This window comes from Halovenus amylolytica, from assembly GCA_004015825.1.
Classification (GTDB): domain Archaea; phylum Halobacteriota; class Halobacteria; order Halobacteriales; family Haloarculaceae; genus Halovenus; species Halovenus amylolytica.
Genome location: SAYS01000001.1, coordinates 167583 through 192957, shown reverse-complemented (window position 1 = coordinate 192957; position 25375 = coordinate 167583). Strand labels below are relative to the sequence as shown.

Here is a 25375-nt window from a genome sequence, read left to right as displayed (position 1 = left end):
TGTTCATCAAGATCTGAATATACATGTCACAGTCGGATACAGAGGCAGAGACAGAAGAGGTCGATGACAGAGACGAGACGCACTCGACACGAGATCGATTCGTGGATCGCCGGCGGTTCATGATGGCGTCCGGTTCGCTGGCCGGAGTCGGTGTACTAGCTGGCTGTCTGGGGGGCGGCAATGGCGACGATGATGATGATGGCAATGGCACCGGAGATAGCGAGGGGACATCGGACGACGGACAGGATCCCGCCGAGGAAGACGGCGATGGAGAAGACAGCGAGCTCTCCCTAGAGGAGCGCTACCCGGGACTGCGGATCCTCTCACCGGAGCCTGAAAACGGCGAGGCAGCCGCCAGAGCAACCTATACGGACTACATCACACCTCGGGAAGAACATTACATTCGGAACCACTATCCGACCCCCGATATCGAGGAGTCGGAGTGGAGTGTGTCGTTGACCGGACTCGTCGACAGCGAAATCGAGCTGTCGATGGAGGAGATCAAACACTCCTTCCGCACCGAATCGGTCACCCACACGATGCAGTGTTCCGGTAATGGTCGAAGCTACTTCGACCCACAGGTGGGTGGGAATCAGTGGAGTTTCGGCGCGGTCGGAAACACCGTCTGGACCGGAACGCCCGTTTCCGAGATACTCGAACGGAACGGAGCGGAGACGAGTGAGGAGTACTTCCTCACCGTGATGGGTGGTGAACATCCTGAAGGAGAGGATGTCTTTACTCGGTCGATCCCGATGGAGAAGGTGATGGACGACGTGCTGTTGGCCTACAATATGAATGGGTCGCCGATCTCCCCCGATCACGGATTTCCGGTTCGGCTGCTCGTTCCCGGGTGGTTCGGCTGTAACAACGTCAAGTGGCTCAACCGGATGCACGTTATGGAGTCGATGGTCATCGGTAACGAGTGGGAAGAGGAAGGTGCCCCTGAAGACGGCCAGCGAACCTACACGCACTGGCAGCAGTACTCCTACCGGGTCGTACCCGAGGAAGACACCCGGGCGACCCACTACGAAGACATCCCAGTCTACGATACGCGAGAGCAGATGGAGCGAACCGACGCGATCGACAACGCGTACATGAACGATCAGTTGGAGAAGTCCCTCATCGGATATCCAGGAGAGGGCCAGACGGTTTCGCCCTCACCTGCCGGTACAATCGAAGTTATCGGCGTCGCGTGGGCTGGGGATGACGCTGTCGAGACGGTCGAGGTATCCACCGACGGTGGGGACACGTGGGGCGAAGGCGAGTTCTTCGGGCCGATCGGGAACAACGGCAACGGCTGGCGACAGTTCCGTTACGTGTGGGAGAACCCCTCGACAGGCGATCACACGCTAGTCTCGCGGGCAACGGATGAGCGTGGCTATACCCAGCCGGCGACGATCTCCGCGCCCGATGACCAGCTCCGTAGTATCCAAAACGACCAGTATCCCTGGAACCAGGGTGGCTACGGCACCAACGCGTACATGCCCCACGCGGTGGACTGTACCGTCGAGGAGTGAGAATGGTCGAATCAGGAGAGATTGCGATCGTTCATATCACCGGCCGACTGGTCGACGGGCCAGAAGCCGGGGAAGTCTTCGAGACGACAGACGTTGATGTCGCCCTCGACGAAGGGATCTACCACGACAACCGGGATTTCAAGCCGCTGGAGTTCCGTGTCGGGGAGGGTCACGTACTCCCTGGGATCGACGAAGCAGTCCAAGACATGACCGTTGGAGAGACAAAGATCGTCGTCCTCGATCCCGAAGACGCCTACGGGACTGTCGACGAGGACGCGATCGTCACCGTCACCCGGGAGGAACTTGAACAGCGCAGCGACACCACCGCAGCGGTCGACGAACTCGTCGAGAGTGAGTCCGGCGACGTTGGCTGGATCATTGACGTAGACGACGAGACGGCCACGATCGATTTCAACCACGAACTCGCCGGCAAGCGTGTCGAGTTCGAAATCAAATTATTAGAGTCTCACGCCAGCGAGACTGGAAAAGAAATCACTGACGACTCCGGCGTCGAAAAGCCGTCCTGACGGACGAGGACAACGACCGACGACCGTTTCTGGAGTTCCGTTCGATATTACTCCTCCGCGGGGTGAGTCAGGCGACCTAGATACCCTTTCGTGAGGGCTGCTTCGGCCCGACGGAGCCGGTAGGAGACCGTTGATCGGGGAAGATCCATCTCTTCGGCGAGTTTCTCGACCGTGATCTCACGTGGAGTCTCGTAGTACCCGTTGTCGACCGCGAGACGGAGCGTCAAGCGCTGTTCTTCGGGGAGAGAAACGCCGGACAGCGAATCGTACGCCCACTGATCGACGCTCCCGAGATGCCCGAACTGGGCGGAAATCCCATCTTTGAGGTTCTCCTGGAATCGCTCGTAGAATACCTCGACATTCTCTTCCGAACGAACGAGCAGCCGGAAATCTTGGCAGTAGCCCTGTCGCCGTGATTGGATCACGACACCCGGCTGAAGACGTCTGGCGGCGATAGCCCAGATCGAATCGCAGGTGTGGAGAGATTCGACGAACAGATGTGTAACGAGCGTCGTCGGGGACCGTTCGAGCACCGTCGGATGACGGACAGCATTGCAGGTCGTCGCTGTCGTATCTTCTCTCGGCCCCTCGTCCTCGCATCTGATCTGTTCGATTCGATCAAGCGCCGAAGTAGGCCCGACAAACCGCTCGACGATCCAGCAGCAATCGTGGTCGACGAAGCTTGCGATCAGCGTGGATGTGAGTTCGGGATTATTCCCGAAAACATCCATCAGCGGATCGGCCCCCCGATCATATTCGAGTTCAAACACCAGTTCACGCATGAGATGTAGGCACTCCGCGCCTAACATACAGGAGGGACGATATATATTTTCCGGCAAGTGAGCTGGGCTGTCGGCCGGTCTGTGCGGAAAATGCGAGTCGACAGCCCCGTGTTTCAGTGCGGGAGGCTTCAAGCGGGGCTCGCCTCGGCAACAGCCGCCTCGACAGTGTCGATGACGGCTCCGAAGTCGGTCTCACCCTCACCTTCGACCCAGCGGTAGGTGATCGTCCCTGCCTCGTCGAGGACGAAGATACTCCGCTTTGCGACCTCGAACTGCCCGTACATCTCCGGCATGACGACGCCGTAGTCGTGGATCACCTCGTGATCCCAGTCCGAGAGCATCGGAAAGGTGAGATCCTCCCCCATGATGAAGACGTTCTGGGCCGGTGGGAGGTCGACGCTGATGCCGAATACCTGCGCATCGAAGCTGTCGAAGCGGTGGATCGAATCCCGGAAGGTACACATCTCCTCCGTACAGCTGCTCGTAAAGGCTGCCGGGATGAAAGCCAGGACGACCGGGCCGTCGCCGAGTGCCTCTGACAGCCTGAACTCCTCGATATCGTTGTACACTTCGCCGCCGGCTATCGGGACTGTAAAATCGGGTGCCGTGTCTCCTACGTCGAGCATAGTCGGTGGGTTGTATGCCTGCTGGCTTAGCTTTCGGGCCGAGTATCTGAGTTGGTTTTGTCTAAATCGGAAATAGTAGGATCGTGAACAACAAGAAAGCCCCACCAGCCTAGCTTGGTTGGCCAGCCGATACGGGTGGGCTTTCTTGCTGTCCCCGAGAGTTGCCCACAAAGCAAAACCAGTTATACCGAGATCTCAGGCTAGGAAGACGTGGCGCGGTTTGTCCGCGAGCACGTCCCGGCCCCAGTCCACAGCATCAGTAAAGTCGTCGGACCGGAAGAATCCCATCGCGTCGTCTTTCGAATCCCACTGGCTGGCGATGAACATGTCGTTCTCATCGTCGACGTTGCGCAACAGCGCGGTCGATCTGTGCCCGTCCATCCCGTCGAGAATCTCTCCGACGGTCCCGAACTTCTCGACGAAATCCTCGCGGTGTTCCGGCTTGACTTTGTAGAACATCCCCATCGTCTCGAAACCGTCACCCTCGTCGGCCCAGCCGACGACCCCCGGAAGATCCGCCAGGTAGCCGCTCGCGGTGTCGGCCGCGTCGGCGGTCGCCCAGCGGCTGACGACCGCTGCCGTCTCGCTGTCCGGGTCCTCGTAGACGTCAGTTCCGTCGTGGGTATCGTACCGGTCGAACCCACCGCGGAGTTCCTCGACCTCCTCGGCGAGTTCCTCTGTATCGGCCTCGGAGTAGAGGACGAGTGCGTAGATATCCTCACCGTGGGGCTGGCCGGCATAGATATCCAGATCAGCGAGTTCCGCACGGATACGTTCGGCTTCCTCGGTGCTGTGCCCGCCAGCATGGGCTGACTCCTCGCCATCAGCGTCACTCACTTCCTCGGCCTCGCTTGCCTCGCCGAGTGGACCGCGATACCCCTCCTCGACGCCCGGGAGGTCAGTCAAGAACCCTTCAGCAGTGTCCGCCGCGCGTTCGACGTCCCAGATACTCACGATCGCCGACCGGCCGCTCTCCGCCCGGACGACCGTCGTGACGTGGGTGTCGTAGTGTTCGAAGTTGCCACGCAGGCCGTCGACTTCCTCGGCGAGTTCCTGTGCATCGGCGTCCGAGTACAGCACGATCCCGTAGTCACCCGCATCGTACTCGTCGCCCTCGTGAATGCCGAGGCTGATGAGCCGACCCTGGAGGTCGTCGGTCTCCTCGGTGACGTCGCTGTCGCCACCCGTCGGCGGCCCGCCGTTCGCTGCGGTGTCAGATTCGCCGTGGCTGTGTCCGGCGTCGTCTTCCTCGTTCCCGCCGTGAGCAGCGTGGCCGTCACCGTGGCTGTGACTACTCTCGGCGTGACCAGCGCCAGCATCCGACTGACCGCCGGCCGCGTCCGCGGGATGGATCGTCGCGTCGGTGGTCATCTCGGTCTCGCCCTCGGTCGGTACCGGATGCCCATCGAGCAGTGCGGGGAGATCGCTGGGCGGGAGCCGACGACCGATGTAGAAGGAGCCAAACTCGGCGTACTGGGAGGTCGACGGGTCGAAGCGCATCTCGTAGAGGAGATCTTTCATGTCGACCAGATCGTCACCCCAGAGCGTGACACCCCATTCCCAGTCGTCGAGTGCGATCGCGCCGGTGATCATCTGGACGACTTTCCCGCCGTAGTCGCGGCCGATGTCACCGTGGGCGGCCATGTGCTCGGCGCGCTCCTCGAAATCGAGATCGTACCAGTTCTGCGCCGGCTGGCGGCGTTTGTCCATCGGGTAGAAACAGACGTGGGTGGCGTCCGGGATCGTCGGCTTGAGTCGAGTCTGGATGTAGTTGTACAGTCCCGACTCCTCGTCCAGATCGCCCGTGAAATAGTCACGCGCACGCTCGGAGTAGCCCGATGCTTCGGTCACCGAGACGAACGAGGTCGTCCGTTCGGTGTAGCTTGCGAACTCGGTTTGCTCGAACTGGCGTTCGAGCGCGCCGATGTGTGCGCTACTCGGCCGGAGATGGAGGATCAACAGGTCGGCCTTGTGTCCGAGAATCGAGTACAGCGCAGACGCCCCCGAATCGGCGTCGTCGACTGCAAGCCGCGTGTCGAGATGGTCGGTCACCCCGTCCAGCGCGCGCTGGCGCTCCCGGTCGGTGGCCGCGCGCCAGGCGTCCCAGTCGATCGTCCGGAAATCGTGCAGTGCGTACCAGCCCTCGTCTGTCGGCGGCGGATCGCGCCCTTCTGGCATACCACCAGCTATGGAAGCGAGGATTAGGAATGTTTTCTTTCGACAGCACACCGACGCTGCGAGAATAGTATTGTATAGTATTCCCAAAACTATTTGAAGATAGGAGACCTAAAGATGAGTGATGACAACCGAAACAACTGCTGCGACACCGAGTGAACCGATCCACTTCGAGGGCGATTCTGGACTTCCAGAGCTCGCCGCGGAGTACGACGTCGTCCTCGTCGACTTCTACGCGGACTGGTGTGGTCCGTGCAAGATGATGGAGCCGACGATCCAGACACTCGCAGCCGAGACGGAGGCAGCCGTCGTGAAAGTCGACGTCGACCAGTTCCAGCAACTCGCCGGGGAGTACGGCGTCCAGGGCGTGCCAACCCTTCTCCTCTTCGCCGACGGTGAGCCAGTCGAACGGATGGTCGGGATGCAGACCGAAGACCAGCTCGCAGACGCGATCGACTCCTACGCAGTATAAAAAGCGCCGCGGAGCCAGCAGGGAGTTCGTCGCTGATTTTTTGACGTCGAACCCGAGTAGCCATACTGGTGGCTGTACGAAACTGACGAACTGACAGCGATCGGTCTCAGCTCTCCGGAGAGACAGTTATCTCCTCGGGCTGATCGTACTTCTCGCGGAACTCGCCGATGAGCTGGCCCATCTTCGCGTACCAGTCGTTGAGCATCCGCTGCATATCGTCTGCGATCTCGTCGGGGTCGGTCGGCCGGAACACGTGGTAGTAGCCGCCCTGGTCGTAGTTGACCTGCTCTTTCTGGACGAAGCCGCTGTTTACGAGCCGCTGAACGGAGCGGTAGGCGGTCGACCGTTCCCGGTCTACCTGCTCGGCGATCTCGTCGACTGTGAGGGGCTCTGACTGCTCCGTGAGCAGCAGAAAAATTTCCCTGTCGAGGTTCTTCAGTCCGTGTATACACTCCAGAAGCCCCTCACACTCCATATCCTGTTTGAGATACTCGCTCATCGAATTAGCCATGCTGGTTATAAATACGATCTCTACGACTAAAAATATTTGCAAAAAATGCACAATACTGCGCCCGATATGAACACCGACTGCCGACCCGGTCGAGATCCGACACTGCGGCCGCGCTCCCGGAACACACTCTGAATAGACGGAGTCCTTACTGCTCTGTATCAGAATCCGGCCCGGCGGACAGATTCGGCCTATATTCACATAACGTACAGATGTATTTTCGTCGGTTATCGATGATATACACAGTGATAATAATGTGTAGTTATCCCAAAACCGTTATCAGCACTCGGCGGGTAGAGAGAGACGAGTACAGACAGATGCCATTCACACAGCCACACCAGCGAGGGGCAAAATGATCGAGTTGACAGCACAGCCAGCGGTGCAGGCAGCAGTGGTCGTGGGGCTGGTGTTCGTCGAAGCACTAGCTCTGTACGTCGGGTACGGTGCAATCGAGGAGCGAGTCGCTCCACCGGTGCTCGACGCCATCGCAAACACATAGATGGAGGTCCTTGGCCTCACCCCGGCGTTACTGGCCTTATTCCTCAGCTTCGGCTTCATGGTCGGGGTGTTTTTCGGATTTTTCGGGATGGGTGGTTCCTTCCTGGTCACCCCGACACTGCTCGTCCTGGGCTATCCCGCACCAGTCGCGATCGGGAGTTCGATGGCATTCGTGTTCGGGACGGCCAGTATTGCGACGTTGAAACACCACGACGTCGGCCAGGTCGATTACAAGCTTGGTGGACTGATGTTCGTCGGCATCGTCCTCGGGATCGAGGCCGGGAAGATGCTCGTCTTCGGGCTCGAAGCGCTCGGCTACGCCGAACTGGTTGTCGGGATCGCGTACATCCTGCTGCTCGCGGCGATCGGGCTCGTCTTCACCCGGAACGCGCTCCGTGAACCAGAGGCAGAGGACGACGATACCGGGGACGACGAGATTCCCGATATTGCAAAGAAGATCAAATCCTACAACATTCCGCCGATGGTTCGGCTGACCGACGGCAGCAAGGCCTCGCTGTGGACGATCTCCGGCGTCGGCGGTGGCGTCGGTATCGTCTCCGGGTTCCTCGGCATCGGCGGCGGCTTCATCCGGATGCCGGCGATCTACTACCTCGTCGGCGTGCCACTGGCGGCCGCGGTCGGTACCAGCCTCTTCGGCGCGCTCATGTCCGGTGCAGTCGGGGCTTTCAGCTACGGGCTCTCTGGGGTAATCGATCTGGGTGTCGTGACGGCCCTGCTGGTCGGCAGCGCGCTCGGTGCCCGTATCGGTTCGGCTGCCACGGCCTACGTCGACGAGGCGGATGTGACGATCTACTTCGGGATCATGCTGTTGCTCGCGAGCGCCGCCGTCGCATTCGGTGAACTCGCGACGTGGCTGGCGATGCCGATTCTCGATACGGTGAGCTTCCTCCTGTTGATCGGGTCGGCACTGTTCGTCACGAGCATCATCCTCTACTACGGCGTGCAATCTGTCCGGGAACAACGAGGACGGACGGGGACCCGGAAAAAAGTGGACGGATAGGAAGCGGCTGTCGTCAGTTGCGGTCTGTTTCTGCCTGTCTCTCGCCGATCGCTCTCGCAATCGCGAAGACGTAGCCGAGCCCGTACTGGACCTCGGGATCGCGGATCTGCCGGACGAGCCCGACCGGGCCGACCGGTTCGGGGTCGCTTCCCTCGGCTGCACCGACCCCCGAGAGAACGGTCTGGAGTCCGTCACGGGTGTCATCCTCGGCGGCTGTATCAGCAATTTCTCCGAGCGAACTGCCCGTCCCTGCGAGCGAGCGGACCATCTCGTCGTCGAGTGCAGCGGTCAGAAGTGAGGCGACCTCCGCAACTTCGGCGAGTTCGTCGAGCGTACCGCTTCGCTGGAGTGCGAGCAGCGTCTCCATCGCCTCTGCGAGTTCCTCGCCGTTCGCGCCGACTGTCTCGGCCAGCGCTGCAGTCTCCTCGGTGGCGAGTCCGTCCGCCGACTCCGCGAGCGTGGCGGCAGTCCCCGAGAGTTCGACGATCATCTCGTCTGTGAGCGCACCCTCACCGAGTGCCAGCACGTCGAGCAGTTCGTTGACGGCGTCGAGTCGCTCGACGAAGGCCGCGACGGCCTCGGGATTCTCTGCGATTGCTGCTTCGAGATCGTCCGGTCTGTTCGTGGATTCGGACATGGTCAGAGCAACCCCCGCGCAGTGAGCCAGTAGGACTCGTTGTAGGCCAGTTTCGACCAGTGGAGTTTCTCCGAGGGGGGTGCCGGCGACGGCGGGTGCTCGTAGTCGAACTCGACGTAGGAGGCCGAATCCATCCCCGTCTCGACGAAACAGAGCGTCTTCCCGTCGTATCTCGCCGTCGCTGGCCGGCCACGCACCTCGCTCGCGAGTCGCTGGCTGACGACGCCAGCCTGGTAGTGCGCGACACTGCCCGCTTTCGGCACGCCCGTCGCTGCAGCGTCCCCGAGCGCGTAGACGTTCGCTGCGTGTTCGGCTTCGAGCGTGTGTTTGTCGACGTCGACCCAGCCGCTGTCACCCAGCCCGGCCTCTGTTAGGAGGTCGAGCCCGCGGTGGGGCGGAATCGCGACCAGGAGGTCGTAGGACAGCTCCGACCCCTCCATCGTGTGGATCGTCCCGTCGTCGATCTCCTCGGGGTTGAAGAAGGTCTCCACGTTGATGTCGCGGTCGTCCATGATCGGCCGTGCCCACTCCGCGATGTGGGGGTTGCCGTGGACCCGCTGGATCGGATAGGTGTAGGTGATCTCGACGTCCTCCCGGAGACCGCGTTCACGCAGCCAGTCGTCGGCCATGAAGACGAACTCCAGTGGTGCCGCCGGACACATGTGCGGGCTCCCGATGACACTCAAGACGAGATGCCCCTCGGTAAACGAAAGGAGTTCGTCCTGGAGTTCGAGCGCGCCGGACTCGCTGTAGTAGTCGTGTCCGGCTTCGGCGAGGCCCGGAATCTCGTCCGGTGCGAGCGTCGATCCGGTCGCGACGACGAGTTTGTCGTACTGGATCGGACCAACCTCCCCCGTCGAATGCAGCTGCTGGGCGTCGGGATCGATCGCCGTGACGCGGTCGATTTTCAGTTCGACCCTGTCGTCGACGAGGTCGGCGAGCGGTCGCCGGCCGTCTTCGGGCTCACGTGTGCCAAAGGGGACGTACAGCCACACCGGTTTGTAGACGTGCTCCGGATCGTCGTTGATCAGCGTGACCCGCACGTCGCTGCTGTCGATCTCCGACCCGAGTCGCTCGGCCAGGTTGTTCGCGAGCACGGTACCACCCGTCCCACCGCCGAGGATGACGATATGGTCGCTCATGATTTCACCACGTAGAACGCGTAATGATCGTCCGGTTCCTCGACAGTGAGCAGTTCGTTGCCTGCCTCCTCTGCCCACTCCGGAACGTCGGTCAGTGACTGCTCGGCGTCGCTCAACAGACAGACGACGTCACCCGATTCGACGTCGCGGATCTTGCCGATGAGATCCATCAACGGACCGGGGCAGGCCGCCCCGCGTGCATCCACCGTCGCTGCCGGCTCGATATCAGTTTCACTCATACAGCTGACTCTTGGTCGCGAACGCTTTAATATTGTGCGTTTATTCCAAGAGTATGAAAGTACTATACTGCGTCGGCCCAGACAACGGGCAGGCGGCTGTACACCGCTGCGTTGGCCGCCAGCGCCGCGGCCGTGGTGTACTCGTCGACGGCGTGGACGGTGTCGGTTCCGAACGCGAACTCGACGGTCGGAATATCTGCCTTGCGGAACTTCTTCGTATCCCCGCCGCCGGTCGCACTGCGCCGGAAGATCCGGTCGCCGATGGCCTCCGACGCGACGGTCGTCACCGCCTCGACGAGCGGGCTATCGGGCGGTTCGTAGGTACCGACAGACCAGCTCACGTCGGCGATCGAGACGGCGGGATAGGCGGCCAGGCAGTCGCGGATATCGGCCAGGATCTCGCTCGTTTCGATGCCAGCGGTGAGCCGGATATCCAGCTGTGCACGCGCTGTGCCCGGCACCGTGTTGATGCTCTCCCCACCCTCGATGGTCCCGAGATTGACTGTCGGCCGGGCAAAGAGCCGTCTGGCCTGCTGTTCGCCCATCGTCGGCTCGTAGTAGGTCACCGACTCCGCCAAAATCCGTTCGAAATCGGCGGGGAGCGAGAGCTCGCGATCTGACAGGCGGGTCCTGAGCGTCGTGACGGCTGCCCAGAGCCGGTCGATGGCGTTCTCGCCGAGCATCGGACGCGAGCCGTGCGCAGAGACGCCCTCGGCTTCGAGCGTGAGCCAGATGCTCCCGCGGTCGGCGACGGTCACCGAGTGCTGCCCCCTCGAACAGGTCGTCTCACCGATGACACAGGCATCCGCGTCGACGGCCTCGCGCCGGAGCAGGGTTCCGACACCCGCGTCGCCGCCGGTCTCTTCGTCGCTGACGACCGCGAAGGCGAGTGTCACCGGCGGTGTTGTGTCGGTCTCGACGAACGCCTCAGCGGCGTGTAACATCGCCGCGAGTGGCCCTTTCATATCGGTCGCGCCGCGCCCGTACAGTCTGTCCGCTTCGCGTTCGCCGAGCGGGTCGTAGGTCCACTCGTCGGCGTCGAAGGGGACCGTATCGATGTGGCCGTTGTAAAGCAGCGTGCGCTCTGTCTCGCCGGGAATCGTCGTGAGGACGTTGGGCTTCACGGGGTCGGTTGCGACGGTCTCGGTTTCGAGGCCGAGATCGGTAAAAAACGAGTCCACCCACTCTGCGAGTGCACGGGTCTCACCGGGTGGGTTCTGCGTGTCGACGGCGAGCAGTTCCGTTGCGATCTCGAAGACGCGCTCGGTCGACACAGGTGGAGCTTCCGACACCATATGTGAGATTGGATTCGATCCGGTGAGTAGCTGACGCCCAGTGCCACGAATCGAGAACAGCGTGTGAGAGCGACCGTTCCCACGATCACTCACAGCTACCGGAGTCACAGCTGTCGAAACAACCACACTCCAAGGAGAGCTGGCCCATGACGTTGGCCTCCGCACGCTGGAGTCGCTGGGAGAGCGCAGACGGCGAGATGCCGAGGGAGTCGGCGACCTCGCCGAGTTCGGTATCCGAACACTGCCCGTAGTAGCCCTGTTTTCGTGCTTCTTCGACTGCCTGGCGCTGTTTCGGCGTCAGCACGGAGACGTCGACAGAACAGTGTTCGGGGTGGGCAGTTCCCTCGGTCGAGGTGATCGACAGGACGGTGACCCGTGCACACCGATCCCGGATATCGTTGACCAGCCCCGACAGGGCGTCGGTGTCCGAGAGGTACGTTTCGACCACGAACGATCCCGCTCCTGTCCGCTGATACCGCGGGATACAGCCGTACTTCGAGAAGACCGCTCCCGGACAGTGATCACAGACCGTCGACGTGAACTGTTTTCTCGACCGTGTGGCCACTCCATTGTTGTGGTCTTTGAGGTCCAGATCGACACGACAGCGCTCGTCGTGAAACCGGACGTCGACGTCGACCACGTCCCCCGTTACCTCGTCGATCACACACGCACCACCACGTTCGATTTCGAGTTCGACCCGCAGGCTCTTGCTTTCGATCGATCCATCCGCCCGCCCGTGCGATTCCATTTCGATAGACATGGTTCGGTGGCTGCGTGTCGTATCTCTAGTGTCGTTCCTGCAATGTGTAGGTTCCTTCCCATCATATAGCAGTGAATATAAATACTACCAGGCGTCTGCAGTTGCACCCGAGAAAGACTGCTGGCAGTTCATACTGGTAGCTATACAAAACTGAAGCAGTTTGCACCCACGGGGTGGAAGTATCTGTCCGAATCTATCGCCACCAGTATCAGGCCTGCCCCGTTCAGCGGGTATATAAAACCTAAATCGGTCCCGAGGTAGTGGGATGGTAGTGGTCTCTGTATCTATAGGTATGACCGTGAGACAGACCGACCGATGGAACCGAATCGGAGGACAGACCGATGAGTGACTCGACGGAGGACCGATCCGGGCTGACGCGGCGGAGGCTGCTCCAGGTGGGTGGCGCGAGCGCAGCCGTGGCGATCGCCGGCTGTGGCGATATCTACAGCGACGACAACCCAGCAACGGAGACGCCCACGAACGAAACGGAGCCGGACGAACCGGATCAGCCGGACGAGCCGGCGACCGACCAGCTCGCGTACGGGAACTGCTGGATCTGTCATCACAACTGTGGCCAGGAAGTGACAGTCAAAGACGGCGCGACAGTCGACATCACTGGCGTCGATGGCCACCCGCGCGGGAGTGCCGGCGCTGGCACCGAGGGAACGGTCTGCCCCAAAGGGCAGGCACAGATCGAGAAGGTCCACGATCCAGAACGGATCAAACAGCCCTACATCAGGGAGAACGGTGAGCTACGCGAGGCGACGTGGGACGAGGCGTTCTCGTATGCGGCCGACCGACTCGAACAGTTCGACGACGACCATGGCTCCGAGACGTTCCTGAACGCGGCGAGCTGGACGACGACGCCGGTCGTCAACCGCTTCTGGAAGAACCTCTATGGCACCCCCGAGCGGATCTCGCGTGGGATCCACGTCTGTGCCGGACCGACGTTTATGACCGGCGGTATGATGGGTGTCGGATCGAACAACCGTATCCCAGACTACCAGAACTCGGAGTTCATCATCGCCTGGGGGCGGAACATGCTGGAATCGTTCGCCGGCCAGTTCGAGGCCAAAGGTGTGCTGACCGCGATCGAGGAAAACGACGCGACGCTCGTGACGATCGATCCACAGCACACCGAGACGGCCCAGAAATCCGACGAGTGGCTCCAGATCAGACCGCGGACCGACGGCGCGCTGGCGCTTGCGATGGCCAACGTCATCATCGAGGAGGGGCTCTACGACGAGTCGTTCGTCCGAGAGGAGACTGTCGGATTCGAGGCCTACCGGAACGCAGTCGAGGACAAGACGCCGGAGTGGGCCGCCGAGAAAACCGGGATCGACGCCGAAAAGATCCGCGAGATCGCGGTCGGCTTCGCCGAAGCGGCCCCGGCAGCAGGCATCTCTCAGTGGACCGGCACCGCACAGTACGCCAACTCCTGGAAGGCCAGCCAGAACATCACCGCGCTCAACGGGCTGGTCGGCAACATCGACCGCCCCGGCGGTCTCCGGCTGTGGCAGTCCGCGCCGACCGCCGATCCGTTCGAAGTCTGTGAGTTCACGCCCGAAGGCGAGTCCGAACCCATCCAGGGTGTCGACCTGCCGAACAACGCCGAGGGGAAACAGAAAGCGATCGACAAGCACGACGAGTACAGCGAGTACCCGCTGCGTCACATCGAGGGGATCGCACACAACCTCGTGCCGGATATGGTCGACAACGGCCACATAAACGGGATCTACGTCCACTACGACAACCCACTGAAAGACGGCAACGCAGCAGCGTGGCGCGAGGCCATCGAGGAGATGGATCTGGTCATCGCGACCGACGCCTACTGGAACGGTGTCAGCCGCAACGCGGACGTCGTCTTCCCGGACGCGAGTCAGCTCGAAAAAGACACCCTCGGAACCGGGAGCTGGAGCGCCTACAGCGACCGGACGTGGGTGACCGGATCGACCGCAGCAGTCGAGCCACAGTGGAACACCAGGCCGGATTACGAGATCATCGCCGGGCTGGCAGCGGCGATGGGCTGGGGCGAGTACTTCCCCTGGGAGGACAACAGAGAGATCATAAACGACCAGCTCTCCGAGGTCGACCTGACGCTGTCGGAACTCGAATCCGGCGGCGACAACTACGAACTGCTCGCTGAGTACGAGTACGAGACGTGGAAATCGAGCGACGGTCCGACCTTCTGGTTCGACCTGGGGCACATCCCACCGTTTGCCAACGCGGCTGAAGAGGCCGGGATGACCACCGCACCCGAGTGGCAGCCGCCGGGCACCTACGGCGACGAACCCGGCGGGGAGTACCCCCTGGAGTTCTACGACACCAGGGCGGTGTTTTTCTCCCACGGCGGCGACCAGGCCCTGAAAGGGAGCCAGGAGCGGTACGCACGCCGCCACGAACTCGAAGACGAGGACTACCGCGGCAACTATCTCGTGCTCCACCCCGACGACGCCGCCGACCGCGGGATCGAAACCGGCGACATGGTCGATGTCGTCTCGGAGACGGGTAGCGGCGAGTTGATGGCCTACGTCTCCGGATCGACCCGGCGGGGCTTCACGACGACGGTGTACGGGTTCGGGCCGGGATCGGTCCAGCCCGAAGAAGAAGGAATGAACAGCATGGACGTCCACTCGAAACAGATGGACCCCATCACGGGCATGGTCGCCAGACACATCGCTGTCGACGTTGCGCCAACCGGAGGTGAACTATCATGAGCGAAAACTGGGTGTTCTACTACGACTTCAACAGGTGTATCGGCTGTCACTCGTGTGCAGTCTCGTGTAAAAACTACCACAACCGCGATCCAGGCGTCTCACAGCGGGAACGGGAGATGGCCGACTGGCGCAACGTCAACCACTACGAGAGTGACGAGGGCGACGCCTTCGAGGAGATCCCGATCTCCACCTCGTGTATGCACTGTCACGACGCGCCGTGTGTGGACGTCTGTCCGGTCGACATCATCGAGATCCGCGAGGAAGACGGGATCGTGACCCACGACCGGCCGGACTGTATCTCCTGCAAGCAGTGTCTCGACGCCTGTCCGTACGACGCGCCGACGTTCTCCGAGGCGGAGGACAACAAGATGTCGAAATGTAACCTCTGTCTCGGCCAGGGCACCGGGAGCGCACACGGGCAGGACAAACGCGAAACGCCGGAAGACGGCGGTGTCAAACCGTCCTGTGTCGACAACTGCGTCGGGGAGGCCATCAAGGCTGGCCCCGAGGAAGAGATGCTCGAACTCGCCTCCGACGAGGCCGTCGAACGCTTCGAGAACGGCGCACACAACCAGCGCGTGATCGTCGAACCGATGCGAACCGGGAGCGAGGACGTCGAATCGCTCGTCGACAGAGTCGGAGAGGGGAACTAGAATGACCACCGAAGCTGTCGGGGAGCTATACACGCTGCTCGCCCGATGTTTCGACTCGCCCAATGACGAACTACTCGACGCGTTACAGGACGGGTCACTCCACGACCAGCTGGTCGAACGCAGCGAACGGCTCGGCTTCAGCCCCGAACGCCCCCCGACGCCTGCGGTCGATACGGCCGGCGAATTCCGCGAACACTACCTGAGCACGTTCGAGGCGTTCGACGGCCCGTACGCAGCGCCCGCCCAGTCGGCCTACGAACAGTGGTGGGACGGCCGCCAGGGCGGACTGCTCGGCGGGCCGGCGGCCACCGACATGCGCGAGCGGTACGACCGTGCCGGGATCGACGTCCCGGACGCGTACCCACCAGACCACGTCGCCGTGGTGCTGGAGTACGCCGGGTTACTCCTCGAGTCCGGTCAGATGCAGGCCTACGCCGACTTTCATGCCGACCACATGGGCTGGTTCTCGGCGTTTCAGCGACAGATCGAGGAGACGGAGGGTGCCGAGTTCTATCAGTGGGCAGCGAGCGTGCTGGTCGAGACAGTCGAGCAGGTCGAAACAGCGTTCGAACTCACCGAACGGCAGGTGACCGAACCGTGAGCCAGGCTGTCAAGGTCACGATCACGCTCCCCGACAGACAGCGTGGCCAGGAGCTTTTGACCTACCTCGCTGACTCCGGTAGCGACACGGAATTCAGCGTCGACTGGGCCGGTACGGGCGGCGTCGGTGACTGTACCGTTCCGATCAGCAACGTTACACCGAAACAGTGGGAGGCGGCCACGCTCGCTGTCGACGCCGGCTACTACGACGAACCAAAAGCGGCGGATCTCGACACGCTCTCGCGGTCACTCGGGGTCACCGCCTCCGCGCTGTCACAGCGGCTCAACGCCGTCGAGCGCAAGCTGATGAAAGCGTTCGTCTCCAGCTGTGCGGATCGAAAAAACTGACCGCGGTCTAGTCGTCGCTCGGAACGGCTGTCGTCGTTTCTGTCTGGCGGCTTCGCCAGACACCCTGTGCGTACGCCCCGAGGAACATCCCACCGAGTGCGTAGAGGATCGGCCAGTTACCGACGCCGAGGCTGGCGTAGGCCGCGCCGGGACAGATCCCCGACAGCCCCCAGCCGACGCCGAAAATCGAGCCACCGACCAGCACGTTCCGGTCGAAAGACTTCAGCCGCCGCCCGTACGGTTTCCCCGTCAGCGGTGCACTGTCGCTGAGTTTCGGGAGTATCCAGAACGCGATCCCGGCGACGATCGAGCCGCCGAACATCACGAAGAGGAGACCGAAGTCCTCGAAAGTCAGGAAGTCGATCACGACCTCCGGGCGAGCCATGTGGCTGAAGCCGAGCCCGAAACCGAAGACGAGCCCGCCGACGAGCACTAGCGGCATGAACAGTGGATGCCGGCTCACGGCGACACCCCCGCAGCGGCGACGAGATTGGCGGTCACGATGGCGACCAGCAGGAAGGTAGCCACACCCACGAGCGAGGTCCGGGAGACCGAGCCGACACCACAGATGCCGTGGCCCGACGTACAGCCTTTCCCGACGCGGGTCCCGATCCCGACCAGGATACCACCGAAGAACAGCCGCCAGGGCTGGACCTCGGTAAGCCAGGCACTGCCCGCGAGCGCCCACGCCTCGCCCTGGTAGACGAACGCGTAGATCGCCGCGCCGGCGATGATCCCGACCGTGAACACGACCCGCCAGTCACGCGATCCGCGGTACTGCTGGAACCGGGACTGTCCCGAGACGTAGGACAGCGACGACTCGAGAAACGTACTCGCACCGGCCGCGATGCCGGTCCCGTAGTAGATGAGTGCTGTCGCTGCACCGACGAGCAATCCCCCGATCGCGTACCGGGAGATCCCGTTCGGGAACAGGGCTTCGAGGGTCCCGGAGCCGAGTATGTCAGCGAACATCGATCCTTAGTCACTCGTGAGCGCGTCCTGGCTCGCAGCACAGTTGTTCGGCCCGAGTTCGAGCGTGAACGCTTTCTCGTCGTCGACGGTGTTCTGTCCGAGGTTGGTCGCGATGATCTCCTCGTAGTTCGCCGGCCGGGGTGGCATATCGGAGAGGACGACCTCGACGAACTCCGCTTTCTCCATCGAGAGGGGGTCCATCCGTGCTTTCAGGTCAGCGAGAGGTGCGGTATATGTGCCGTCGGCGGCCGGTTCGGCAGCGTCACTGAAGTGTGCGCCACCGATCAGCGTGTCGTCGTCGAGTGTCAGCACGCGACTCTGGAGCGAGTCGTAGAGCATCCGCGCGGCGTCGGGTGCACCCTCGTCGCCCTCCTCCAGATCCGGACGGGCAACGCTCTCGATGAACAGCCCGTCACCGGTCGCGAGCAGGCTGTCGTCGACGAGATAGGAGGTCATCCCGGTCGTGTGGCCGGGCGTGGCGACCGTCTCGATCGTCGCGTCACCGACCGCGAACGTGTCTCCGTCCTCGGCGAGTGTCATTTCGTCGGCGTATGTGACACCGCGGTCGACAGCAGCCGCGGGGATGACGGCCTCGACGCCCTCCGCAGCGAGGTCACGGAGCCCGGAGATGTGGTCCGCGTGGATGTGCGTATCGAACGCGTACGTTAGCTCGGCGCCGAACATCTCGGCGTCGTCGAGATACCGGTCGGTAAAGGCCCGGAGTGGGTCGATAACGGCAGCTTCGTCGCCGTCGTACAGCAGATAACCGAGACAGCCACTCGATGGGCGCTGGTACTGCAACAGAGTGCCTGCACCGTCGTACTCGGTGACTTTGTGGGCCTCGTAGATCGACGCCCAGCCGTTCATTCCCTCTTCGAGGTGGTCGACGTCGTAGCCGCGGTCCGCGAGCGCGCCCGCGACGAACTCACTTGCGCCACCTTTGGCACAGAGGACGGTCATCTCCTCGTCGTCGGGAAGTTCGGCGAGCACCTCGTCGTCGATCTCCTCGTCGAGGAACTGGAAGTACGGAGCGTTGTAGCTCTCGACACTCTCACCCTCGATTCGCCACTCCTCGTACTCGCTCGTCATCCGCACGTCGAGCAGAGTCACCGGCTCTCCGTCGTCGATCTGTTCTTTCAGTTCGCTCGGCGTGGTCGATTCGACATCCGATTCTGGCGTCGGGAAATCCATCGCTTCGGGATCCATCTGTACTACTCTGTATCGGACTGATAGACTTAAGAGTTCGCATAGAAATTCCTACTTTATGCAATACTCTTTTCGGCGAGATTCGACATCCGCCCCTCGATCGAGAGCGTATAGGCTGGATACAGTGGCATTGAAATACAGAGTGAGCAGTTGTTCAAGATAGGCACAATAATCGACACAGTTATATTTGGGAATCCAATATTGTATAGTAACTCCAACACAGGAGAGATTACAGATGAGTATGGACCCAACACAGACACTCGACGTGAAAGGACAGAACTGCCCGATGCCCGTCGTCAAGACCAAAGGCGCATTCGACGAGCTCGGGGCCGAGGAGACACTCGAAGTCGTCGCGACCGACTCCGGCAGCATGAGCGACATCGAGGGGTGGGCAGAATCGACCGACGGTGCCACGTTACTCGACCAGGTCGAGGCGATCGAGAACGGCGAGGACGTCTACAAACACTACATCCAGAAGGCGGAGTAACCATGAGTACCGAGACATCCGCCGGCTCGGAGGGATCGCTGTCCGACGAGGAGATCGCGAAGCTCCAGGCGCGGGTCGACGAACTGGAGAGCGAACTCGCGGACGTCCAGTCGGAGGTGGGAGACAGTCCGAAGAAGATGGTCATCATCGCGACGAAAGGCACCCTGGATATGGCGTATCCGCCGCTGATCCTCGCGAGCACGGCCGCCGCCTTCGGCTACGACGTGACCGTCTTTCACACCTTCTGGGGGCTGGAGATCCTCCACGAGGAAAACTCGAAGGAGTTACAGCTCAGTTCCGTCGGAAACCCGAACATGCCCGTTCCGAACGCCATCGCCGCGTTGCCGGGGATGGACCGGGTGACGACCCGGCTGATGGAGAACAGAATCGAGGACAACGACGTGGCCACAGTCGAGTCGCTGATCCAGACCTCCCTGGACAGCGGTGTCGACCTGCAGGCCTGCCAGATGACGATCGACCTGCTGGATTACGACGAGGACGACTTCTACGACGGCGTCACGACTGGTGTCGGGGCGGCCTCCGCCTTCCAGGAGATGGTCGACGCGGATATCCAGCTACTGGTCTGATTCGAGAACCGCACCAGATAGCATAAGCCGTGTCTGCCAAACTGGCGACTATGCAACGCCGTTCGTTTCTTCGATCGACTGCGATCGTGAGTGGAATCGCCGTCGCCGGCTGTGTCGGGAGCGGTGACGACGGCGGGAGCGAGAACACCGTCCTCGGCGAACCCGAACGGGAGTACGACGTCGATCCGGAGGACCTCGCATACCCGGCCTACGGCCAGACGATTCCTGCGTTTGACCTCCCCTCCCCGCTGCACGACAGGACGGTCTCGACCAGGGAGTACGTCGGTGAACGCGAGACACTGCTAACCTTCGTGTTCACACGGTGTGGCGGACCGTGTCCGGCACAGACCGCTGCACTCGCGCGGACCCAGACCGCGGCCGCCGACGGCGGCTACAGCGACGAGACGGTCTTCATGCCGATCACGTTCGACCCCGAGTACGACACCGAGGATCGTCTCCGCGAGTTCAGCGAGATAAACGGCGCGGACCCGACAGCAGCGAACTGGCAGTTCCTCCGCCCGGAGACGCCCGAGCGGGCCAAGGAAGTCGTCCAGGGCGACGACGGATTCGCCGTCGCTTTCGAGGAAGCCGAAGGCGATGGCGGCCACGGCAACGGAACCGATCAGGGCGAGGTTCTCGAACCCGACGAAGAGGGAGAAGCGATCTCCTTTATCCACAGCAATCTCCTGCTGCTCGTCAACCGCGACGGCTACGTCGAGCGCGCCTACTCGCCACAGCCGCCACGGCCCGATATCGTCATCGACGACCTCGAAGCCGTCCGGGAGGGGTACGCGTGATAGTGGTTGGTGCGGTTAGTTTCAACCAGGCAGAGAGAAGGGGACTGACGGCCCTCGACGAGTGGCGTTTGTCACTGCCAGACCGGAACGGCTCGCAACAACCACTATGAAACGCCGCGATCTACTCGCCGGCATCGGCGGACTGGCGGTCGTCGGCGGCGGTGCGGTCGTCGCCACACGCTCCCGGACCGAGGAGACCGTCGAGCCGGTGACGGTCCGACAGCTCGACAGCGATGGCAGTGTCGCCGGCGACCTGCGGGTCCCACAGCAGGGGCAGCCGACGTTGCTGACCGTCTTCGCGACCTGGTGTTCGGTCTGCCGGCGGACGATGCCCGAAGTCGTCGCAGTCCACGAAGAGACGGCGGACGTCCAGTTCGTCTCCGTCACGAACGAGGCGATCGGACAGACGACGACCCGCGAGGACGTCGCAGACTGGTGGCACACCCACGGCGGTTCGTGGCCGGTGGCCGTCGATACGGATCTCGAACTGACTGCCGCCTTCGACGTGCGTTCGGTCCCCCACACGGTCGTGCTAGATTCGACGAACCGGATCGTCTCCGAAGACCAGGGCGAAAAAACGGCCGCAGAGTTGCGTGGGGCACTCGCGAAGACATGACCGGAACGACAGTCGGAGTCGCAGCCGCAGCCGGTGTCGCGACCTTTTTTTCGCCGTGTGCGTACGCCCTCTTGCCCGGCTATGTCGGCTACTACGTCGCGTCGACGGAGACCGATCAGCCACCGCTCGGCGGTGCCATTCTGCGAGGACTCGCCGCCGTCACCGGCGTACTCGCAGTGTTTCTCTCGCTGGGAGTCGTCGCCGCAGCTGTCGGGCAGACACTCGAACCGATCTTCCCCGCACTCGAGGCGGGCGTCGGCATTCTGCTGGTCGGTCTCGGTGGGCTGCTGGCTGCCGGCCGATCCGTCGAGCTGCCCGTCCAGTTGCCGGAACGGTCGACGACGCTGGCTGGTTTCGCGGCCTTTGGGGCACTGTACGCGCTGGCCGCCGCAGGCTGTGTCGCGCCGCTGTTTCTGGCCGTGACCGTCCAGTCGCTGACGCTCCCGCCGGCCGGGACGGCCGCCGTCTTCCTGACCTACGCGACCGTCTTCGGGGGGCTGTTGCTCGGTGTGACCGTCGCGACCGCCGTCGGGAACGAGCTTGCGGCCTCGACTGTCGCCCCATACGCCGCCGTCGCGAGCCGACTCGCGGGTGTCGTCGTCGTGCTGGCCGGTCTCGGACAGCTGGCAATCGCGGCTGGCTGGGTGTGAGGAGCTGTGAGCGCTATCGGCTCGAAAGCACGACCGTCGTGACCACGAACGAAAGCCCCGTCCAGAGGAAGAGTCCGAGAACGTTGAGAAGCGGGACCGCTTGCTGGAGCTCCGTGTCGACAGCAGTCGAGATCACGGTCTCGAAGACCAGCCCGCGGTAGGCACTCGTCGGCGACAGCGCGAGCACGGTAGTGAGCCGATCGGAGCCGACGAAACCGTCGGCGAACCCACGGAGGACGAGGAGATCGAGGCCGACCACCACGAATCCGAGGACGACAATCGCCAGGACGAGCGCGCTCCGCCGGGAGCGGGCCAGTGCCGAGGCCGCAAGCGCCATCGCGAGGACGACGAGCGCGTACAGGAGTGTCAGAACGGCGAACCGGACGAACACGAGTGGCGAGTCGACACCGCGCTGGGCGGCCAGTAGGGACGGGGTGTCCGTCGACGTGAACGCGAGTACGAGGCCGACGAGACCGAGGGGAACAGCGAGAATGACAGCCAGTGCGACCAGCCGCCCGAGGAAGACGCCGGCGACGTAGCCGCGGGTCGACACCGGGTACGTCTCCAGAACGTCGAGTTCACCACGCCGGGCGTCGGCCGCGATCGTCCGGTAGCCGAGCGCGATCGCAACCGCCGGGACGAGCAACTCCAGTGGCAAGAGGAGATCGACGGTCGTCGGTAGATATCGCGGGTCCGAACTCCCGGTGACGGCAACGCCCACGACGACGAGAGTGACGGCAGCGAAGAGGACCAGCGAGGCCCGCGAGCGGGCGACGGTGACGAGTTCGCGTGCTGCGATAGCCTGCAGCGCCTGCCTGGCGTCGCTCACGACTCTGACACCCCGATTACGTCGAGTTCGCCGCCGGAGCTGTCGACGGCCGCCTCGAAGACGTCCCACAGCGTCTCGACGCCGTAGGCCGCACAGAGCGGGCCGGGTTCGCCACGCTCGACGATGCTGCCGCCCTCGACGACGAACACCCGGTCGGAGTACGCCTCGACCAGTTCGAGATCGTGGGAGCTGTAGAGGACGGCGGCACCGTCTGCGGCGAGTTCGCGGCCCAGTTCGGCCATCCGGCGGCGCATCCCCGGATCGAGACCGCTGCCGGGTTCGTCGAGCAGGATGACGGGTGGATCGCCGACCGTCGCCTGGGCGAGCCCGAGTAGCCGGGTCATCCCGCCCGAGAGTTCGTCGACGCGGCGGTCTGCGGCGTCGGCGAGCCCGACACGGTCGAGCAGACCCGCGGGGTCGGTATCGACCAGCGCTGTGTAGAATTCGAGGGTCTCGCGGGCCGTGAAACCGGGGCGAAAGGAGGGTCGCTGTGGGAGGTAGCCGATGTTTCGGGCTGTGGCGGGTCCCTCGTAGCTGACCGATCCCCCGGTCGGTGAGTCGACGCCGGCGAGCAGCTGTAACAGGGTCGTCTTCCCCGAGCCGTTCGGGCCGACCAGCGCGTGTAGCTGTCCGGCTTCGAGGCCGAGGGACAGTCCGTCGATCACCGTCACTTCTCCGAACTGCCGCGAGATTTCGTCTGCGACGAGACGGGTTCTACCGACGGTACTCGGTTCGGTCTGGTGGGTAGTTTGCTCAGTCATCGGTTTCGGCTTCGAGTTCGGCGAGTGTCTCCGGGCGGACTGGTTCGGAAAGCGGTGCCGTATCGAGGACGTTGCCCTCGCGCATTCCGGGCGTCGTGTCGCGGACGGCATCGAGCATGCTGGCCGCGGGGGAGGCAGCGAGTGTGACCGTCCCCGGCACCTCCCGGTACCGGCTCTCGATCGGATCGGTCGGTGAGTACGAGCCCTGGCCCGGCCGGACGGTCGCACCGTCCCAGTAGTTGCCGACACCCTCCGAGGTCCAGATCGCGAGCGGGCCGATACCGCCGACCCGGATCACCTCGTCGTTCGCGACGAAGTCGTTCCGGACGATCCGGTCTGTCGGGCGGATCGAACCGGTCCTGATCCCGAGGTCGTTGCCGTAGATGACGTTGCGCTCGTACAGCGTCTGGCTGGAACCGGTCATCATGCCGCGGCCGTTGTTCGCGACCACGTTGTCGGCGACGTAGTTCCGTTCGCCGGAGGTGCTGATGCCGGTCGAGGAGTTCCTGATATCGTTCCCGACGATGGCGTTTCGTGCCGGGTTCGTCATGATCATGACCCCGCCACTCGTCTCTCTGCGGGCGACGTTGTCGGCGATCAGTGTCTCCGAGGTGTACATGAGGTGGACACCGAACCGGTTCTCCCGGAACGTGTTGTTCCGAACGACGGTGTCGTGGGCCCGGTGGAGATAGACCCCGTCTCGGCCGCCCTCGAACGTCGAATTCTGGACGACGACCGGCTCACGCAACGAGATCACACCCATGAAGCCGTCGGTCCACTCGTCTGTCCCCTCGACTGTGACACCCTCGACGACGGCATCGGCATCCCGGAGGAGGATCCCGTGTGCCGGCGTCTCGATGCTGACATCGGCCACGTAGGTGCCAGAGGCGTTGTCGGCCTCGATACCGGCGTCGGCGTAGCCGTAGGCGGCGTCGATGCTGCCGTCCCAGCCGTCGTCGTCGATCTCGCCCTCGTCGGGTTCCAGGCTCTCGCCGACGCCCGTGATGGTGAGACCGACGATGGCGACATCGTCGCTTCTGATCTCGACGACGGTGCCGTTCCCGTCGCCCCGAACTGTGGCGTTCTCGCCGCGAAGCGTCAGCGGCTTGTCGACCGTGACGGTCTCCCGGTAGGTTCCCTCGGGGACGACGACGGTGCTCCCCGGTTCGGCGGCGTCGATCGCCGCCTGGAGTGTCGAATCGTTGCCGACGACAGACTGGTCGCGGTCCAGAAGCGTTCTGGCAGCCGCGGCCCGCTCGTCGCCAGCGGCATGTTGCTCGTCGACCCGGTCACGGACCGCCGCCGACTGGTCGATGTCGAACGACCGACCCTGGAGGGTCGACCAGCCGACGACCTCGCCGCCGTACTCGGCAGCAAACGCAGACGCGTCCGACTCGCTGGCGAAGGGGACGACCGTCTCGCCTGCCGGGGTGTGTGCCTCGCTGTCGACGACGAACTGTGCCGACGACGCCCGGACCCAGCCGGGGTCGCGTTCGCTGGCGAGCAGTCCGTCCGTGGTGAGTTCGACGCCGGCCCCGGTGTAATCCGAGACCCAGACGGCTATCGGATAGCCGAACTGCTGTTCGTGGCCCGGCTGCTGGAACTCCGTGACCGCGTACTCGATCCCCCGGTAGCCGACGACGAAGCGGTACTGGGAGTAGAACACCTCGACTTTCGGGACGGTCAGTCCGGCCTCGCGGAGTTCCTGCTGGTGTTCGGCGGTCAGCCCGGCGGTTGTCGTCTCCTCGAACGGCACCGGCTCGGGGGTCGCACCGCTTGCCGTAACGACGAAAGCGAGGACGCCGATTACGGCGAGCAGGGAAACGACGGCCAAAACGCCGAGTCGGACCCGCGGATCGCGGAACAGTGTCCGGACAACTGCGCTCACAGCGAAACGTTGGCGCTCTCCAACGCATAACCAGTCTGGTACAGACGCCGAAGACTGTGTTCCAG

The 25375-nt window shown here is 62.9% G+C and carries 29 protein-coding genes; 14 read left to right on the top strand and 15 right to left on the bottom strand.

What is annotated here, in order from left to right; translation table 11 throughout:
• The first annotated feature begins 23 nt into the window (after positions 1–23).
• A complete protein-coding gene (locus EOW68_RS02980; RefSeq protein ID WP_128223688.1) occupies positions 24–1517 on the top strand; it encodes a sulfite oxidase in 1494 nt (497 codons plus the stop codon).
• A gap of 2 nt (positions 1518–1519) precedes the next feature.
• Positions 1520–2044 carry an FKBP-type peptidyl-prolyl cis-trans isomerase gene (locus EOW68_RS02975; protein ID WP_128223687.1) on the top strand — a complete coding sequence of 175 codons (525 nt, stop codon included), beginning with the start codon at positions 1520–1522 and terminating at the stop codon, positions 2042–2044.
• 47 nt (positions 2045–2091) lie between these two features.
• On the opposite strand, the gene EOW68_RS02970 is transcribed toward EOW68_RS02975, so the two are convergent.
• The 3 genes from EOW68_RS02970 to EOW68_RS02960 form a co-directional block, all read right to left on the bottom strand.
• Positions 2092–2826: a helix-turn-helix domain-containing protein gene (locus EOW68_RS02970; protein ID WP_431358713.1), complete on the bottom strand. Its 735-nt coding sequence runs from the start codon at positions 2824–2826 to the stop codon at positions 2092–2094.
• Between the two features lie 128 nt (positions 2827–2954).
• Positions 2955–3452, bottom strand: a complete 498-nt coding sequence (locus tag EOW68_RS02965) for a redoxin domain-containing protein (protein ID WP_128223685.1) — start codon at positions 3450–3452, stop codon at positions 2955–2957.
• A 195-nt stretch (positions 3453–3647) separates the two neighbouring features.
• The gene (locus tag EOW68_RS02960; protein ID WP_128223684.1) at positions 3648–5630 is read right to left on the bottom strand and encodes a heme-binding protein; all 1983 of its coding nucleotides are present in this window, start codon (positions 5628–5630) and stop codon (positions 3648–3650) included.
• 121 nt (positions 5631–5751) lie between these two features.
• Here EOW68_RS02960 and trxA point away from each other — a divergent pair, with 121 nt between their 5' ends.
• The gene (gene trxA, locus EOW68_RS02955; RefSeq protein WP_128223683.1) at positions 5752–6099 is read left to right on the top strand and encodes a thioredoxin; all 348 of its coding nucleotides are present in this window, start codon (positions 5752–5754) and stop codon (positions 6097–6099) included.
• A 106-nt stretch (positions 6100–6205) separates the two neighbouring features.
• Here the strand turns inward: trxA and EOW68_RS02950 are convergent, their stop codons facing one another.
• Positions 6206–6610: a helix-turn-helix domain-containing protein gene (locus EOW68_RS02950; protein ID WP_128223682.1), complete on the bottom strand. Its 405-nt coding sequence runs from the start codon at positions 6608–6610 to the stop codon at positions 6206–6208.
• 349 nt (positions 6611–6959) lie between these two features.
• Between EOW68_RS02950 and EOW68_RS18395 the strand changes: the two genes are divergently transcribed.
• Together EOW68_RS18395 and EOW68_RS02945 are read left to right on the top strand one after the other, a co-directional pair.
• Positions 6960–7106 carry a DUF7512 family protein gene (locus EOW68_RS18395; RefSeq protein WP_431358712.1) on the top strand — a complete coding sequence of 49 codons (147 nt, stop codon included), beginning with the start codon at positions 6960–6962 and terminating at the stop codon, positions 7104–7106.
• The gene (locus EOW68_RS02945; protein WP_128223681.1) at positions 7107–8126 is read left to right on the top strand and encodes a sulfite exporter TauE/SafE family protein; all 1020 of its coding nucleotides are present in this window, start codon (positions 7107–7109) and stop codon (positions 8124–8126) included.
• A 13-nt stretch (positions 8127–8139) separates the two neighbouring features.
• Here the strand turns inward: EOW68_RS02945 and EOW68_RS02940 are convergent, their stop codons facing one another.
• From EOW68_RS02940 to EOW68_RS02920, 5 genes are all read right to left on the bottom strand, one after another.
• A complete protein-coding gene (locus EOW68_RS02940) occupies positions 8140–8763 on the bottom strand; it encodes a helical membrane plugin domain-containing protein (RefSeq protein WP_128223680.1) in 624 nt (207 codons plus the stop codon).
• A gap of 2 nt (positions 8764–8765) precedes the next feature.
• Complete coding sequence (locus EOW68_RS02935) at positions 8766–9905, bottom strand: NAD(P)/FAD-dependent oxidoreductase (RefSeq protein ID WP_128223679.1); 1140 nt, start codon at positions 9903–9905, stop codon at positions 8766–8768.
• Complete coding sequence (locus EOW68_RS02930; RefSeq protein WP_128223678.1) at positions 9902–10144, bottom strand: sulfurtransferase TusA family protein; 243 nt, start codon at positions 10142–10144, stop codon at positions 9902–9904. The genes EOW68_RS02935 and EOW68_RS02930 overlap by 4 nt, the downstream gene beginning before the upstream one ends.
• Before the next feature lie 62 nt (positions 10145–10206).
• On the bottom strand, positions 10207–11439 hold the full coding sequence (locus EOW68_RS02925; protein WP_128223677.1) for a M20 family metallopeptidase: 1233 nt from the start codon (positions 11437–11439) through the stop codon (positions 10207–10209).
• Positions 11440–11524: 85 nt separating this feature from the next.
• Positions 11525–12199 (bottom strand): helix-turn-helix domain-containing protein, encoded by a 675-nt coding sequence (locus EOW68_RS02920; protein WP_128223676.1) that lies wholly within the window; start codon positions 12197–12199, stop codon positions 11525–11527.
• A gap of 341 nt (positions 12200–12540) precedes the next feature.
• On the opposite strand from EOW68_RS02920, the gene EOW68_RS02915 reads away from it, so the two are divergent.
• The 4 genes from EOW68_RS02915 to EOW68_RS02900 are packed head-to-tail and all read left to right on the top strand — an operon-like array spanning position 12541 to position 16517.
• Positions 12541–14916 carry a molybdopterin-containing oxidoreductase family protein gene (locus EOW68_RS02915; protein ID WP_128223675.1) on the top strand — a complete coding sequence of 792 codons (2376 nt, stop codon included), beginning with the start codon at positions 12541–12543 and terminating at the stop codon, positions 14914–14916.
• A complete protein-coding gene (locus EOW68_RS02910) occupies positions 14913–15569 on the top strand; it encodes a 4Fe-4S dicluster domain-containing protein (RefSeq protein WP_128223674.1) in 657 nt (218 codons plus the stop codon). The genes EOW68_RS02915 and EOW68_RS02910 overlap by 4 nt, the downstream gene beginning before the upstream one ends.
• 1 nt (position 15570) lies before the next feature.
• Positions 15571–16170, top strand: a complete 600-nt coding sequence (locus tag EOW68_RS02905) for a TorD/DmsD family molecular chaperone (protein WP_128223673.1) — start codon at positions 15571–15573, stop codon at positions 16168–16170.
• Positions 16167–16517, top strand: coding sequence for a helix-turn-helix domain-containing protein (locus tag EOW68_RS02900; protein ID WP_431358711.1), 351 nt, complete (start codon positions 16167–16169; stop codon positions 16515–16517). The genes EOW68_RS02905 and EOW68_RS02900 overlap by 4 nt, the downstream gene beginning before the upstream one ends.
• Before the next feature lie 7 nt (positions 16518–16524).
• On the opposite strand, the gene EOW68_RS02895 is transcribed toward EOW68_RS02900, so the two are convergent.
• Genes EOW68_RS02895 through EOW68_RS02885 form a run of 3 tightly spaced genes read right to left on the bottom strand, consistent with a single transcriptional unit; the run spans position 16525 to position 18695 of the window.
• Positions 16525–16959, bottom strand: a complete 435-nt coding sequence (locus EOW68_RS02895; RefSeq protein WP_128223808.1) for a YeeE/YedE family protein — start codon at positions 16957–16959, stop codon at positions 16525–16527.
• A 17-nt stretch (positions 16960–16976) separates the two neighbouring features.
• Positions 16977–17489 carry a YeeE/YedE family protein gene (locus EOW68_RS02890; RefSeq protein ID WP_128223672.1) on the bottom strand — a complete coding sequence of 171 codons (513 nt, stop codon included), beginning with the start codon at positions 17487–17489 and terminating at the stop codon, positions 16977–16979.
• Between the two features lie 6 nt (positions 17490–17495).
• Positions 17496–18695 (bottom strand): MBL fold metallo-hydrolase, encoded by a 1200-nt coding sequence (locus tag EOW68_RS02885; protein ID WP_128223671.1) that lies wholly within the window; start codon positions 18693–18695, stop codon positions 17496–17498.
• A gap of 235 nt (positions 18696–18930) precedes the next feature.
• Between EOW68_RS02885 and EOW68_RS02880 the strand changes: the two genes are divergently transcribed.
• The 5 genes from EOW68_RS02880 to EOW68_RS02860 all read left to right on the top strand — a co-directional run bounded on the left by EOW68_RS02880 (position 18931) and on the right by EOW68_RS02860 (position 21832).
• Complete coding sequence (locus EOW68_RS02880; protein ID WP_128223670.1) at positions 18931–19182, top strand: sulfurtransferase TusA family protein; 252 nt, start codon at positions 18931–18933, stop codon at positions 19180–19182.
• Positions 19183–19184: 2 nt separating this feature from the next.
• Positions 19185–19769 (top strand): DsrE/DsrF/DrsH-like family protein, encoded by a 585-nt coding sequence (locus EOW68_RS02875; RefSeq protein ID WP_128223669.1) that lies wholly within the window; start codon positions 19185–19187, stop codon positions 19767–19769.
• A 50-nt stretch (positions 19770–19819) separates the two neighbouring features.
• A complete protein-coding gene (locus tag EOW68_RS02870) occupies positions 19820–20566 on the top strand; it encodes an SCO family protein (RefSeq protein ID WP_128223668.1) in 747 nt (248 codons plus the stop codon).
• Positions 20567–20672: 106 nt separating this feature from the next.
• Positions 20673–21182, top strand: a complete 510-nt coding sequence (locus EOW68_RS02865; protein WP_128223667.1) for a TlpA family protein disulfide reductase — start codon at positions 20673–20675, stop codon at positions 21180–21182.
• On the top strand, positions 21179–21832 hold the full coding sequence (locus EOW68_RS02860) for a cytochrome c biogenesis protein CcdA (RefSeq protein ID WP_128223666.1): 654 nt from the start codon (positions 21179–21181) through the stop codon (positions 21830–21832). The genes EOW68_RS02865 and EOW68_RS02860 overlap by 4 nt, the downstream gene beginning before the upstream one ends.
• A 13-nt stretch (positions 21833–21845) precedes the next feature.
• On the opposite strand, the gene EOW68_RS02855 is transcribed toward EOW68_RS02860, so the two are convergent.
• Genes EOW68_RS02855 through EOW68_RS02845 form a run of 3 tightly spaced genes read right to left on the bottom strand, consistent with a single transcriptional unit; the run spans position 21846 to position 25310 of the window.
• Positions 21846–22661, bottom strand: a complete 816-nt coding sequence (locus EOW68_RS02855; RefSeq protein ID WP_431358710.1) for an ABC transporter permease — start codon at positions 22659–22661, stop codon at positions 21846–21848.
• Positions 22658–23422, bottom strand: coding sequence for an ABC transporter ATP-binding protein (locus tag EOW68_RS02850; protein WP_128223664.1), 765 nt, complete (start codon positions 23420–23422; stop codon positions 22658–22660). The genes EOW68_RS02855 and EOW68_RS02850 overlap by 4 nt, the downstream gene beginning before the upstream one ends.
• Complete coding sequence (locus EOW68_RS02845; protein ID WP_431358709.1) at positions 23415–25310, bottom strand: NosD domain-containing protein; 1896 nt, start codon at positions 25308–25310, stop codon at positions 23415–23417. Before EOW68_RS02845 ends, EOW68_RS02850 begins: the two co-directional genes overlap by 8 nt.
• Positions 25311–25375: the final 65 nt, after the last annotated feature.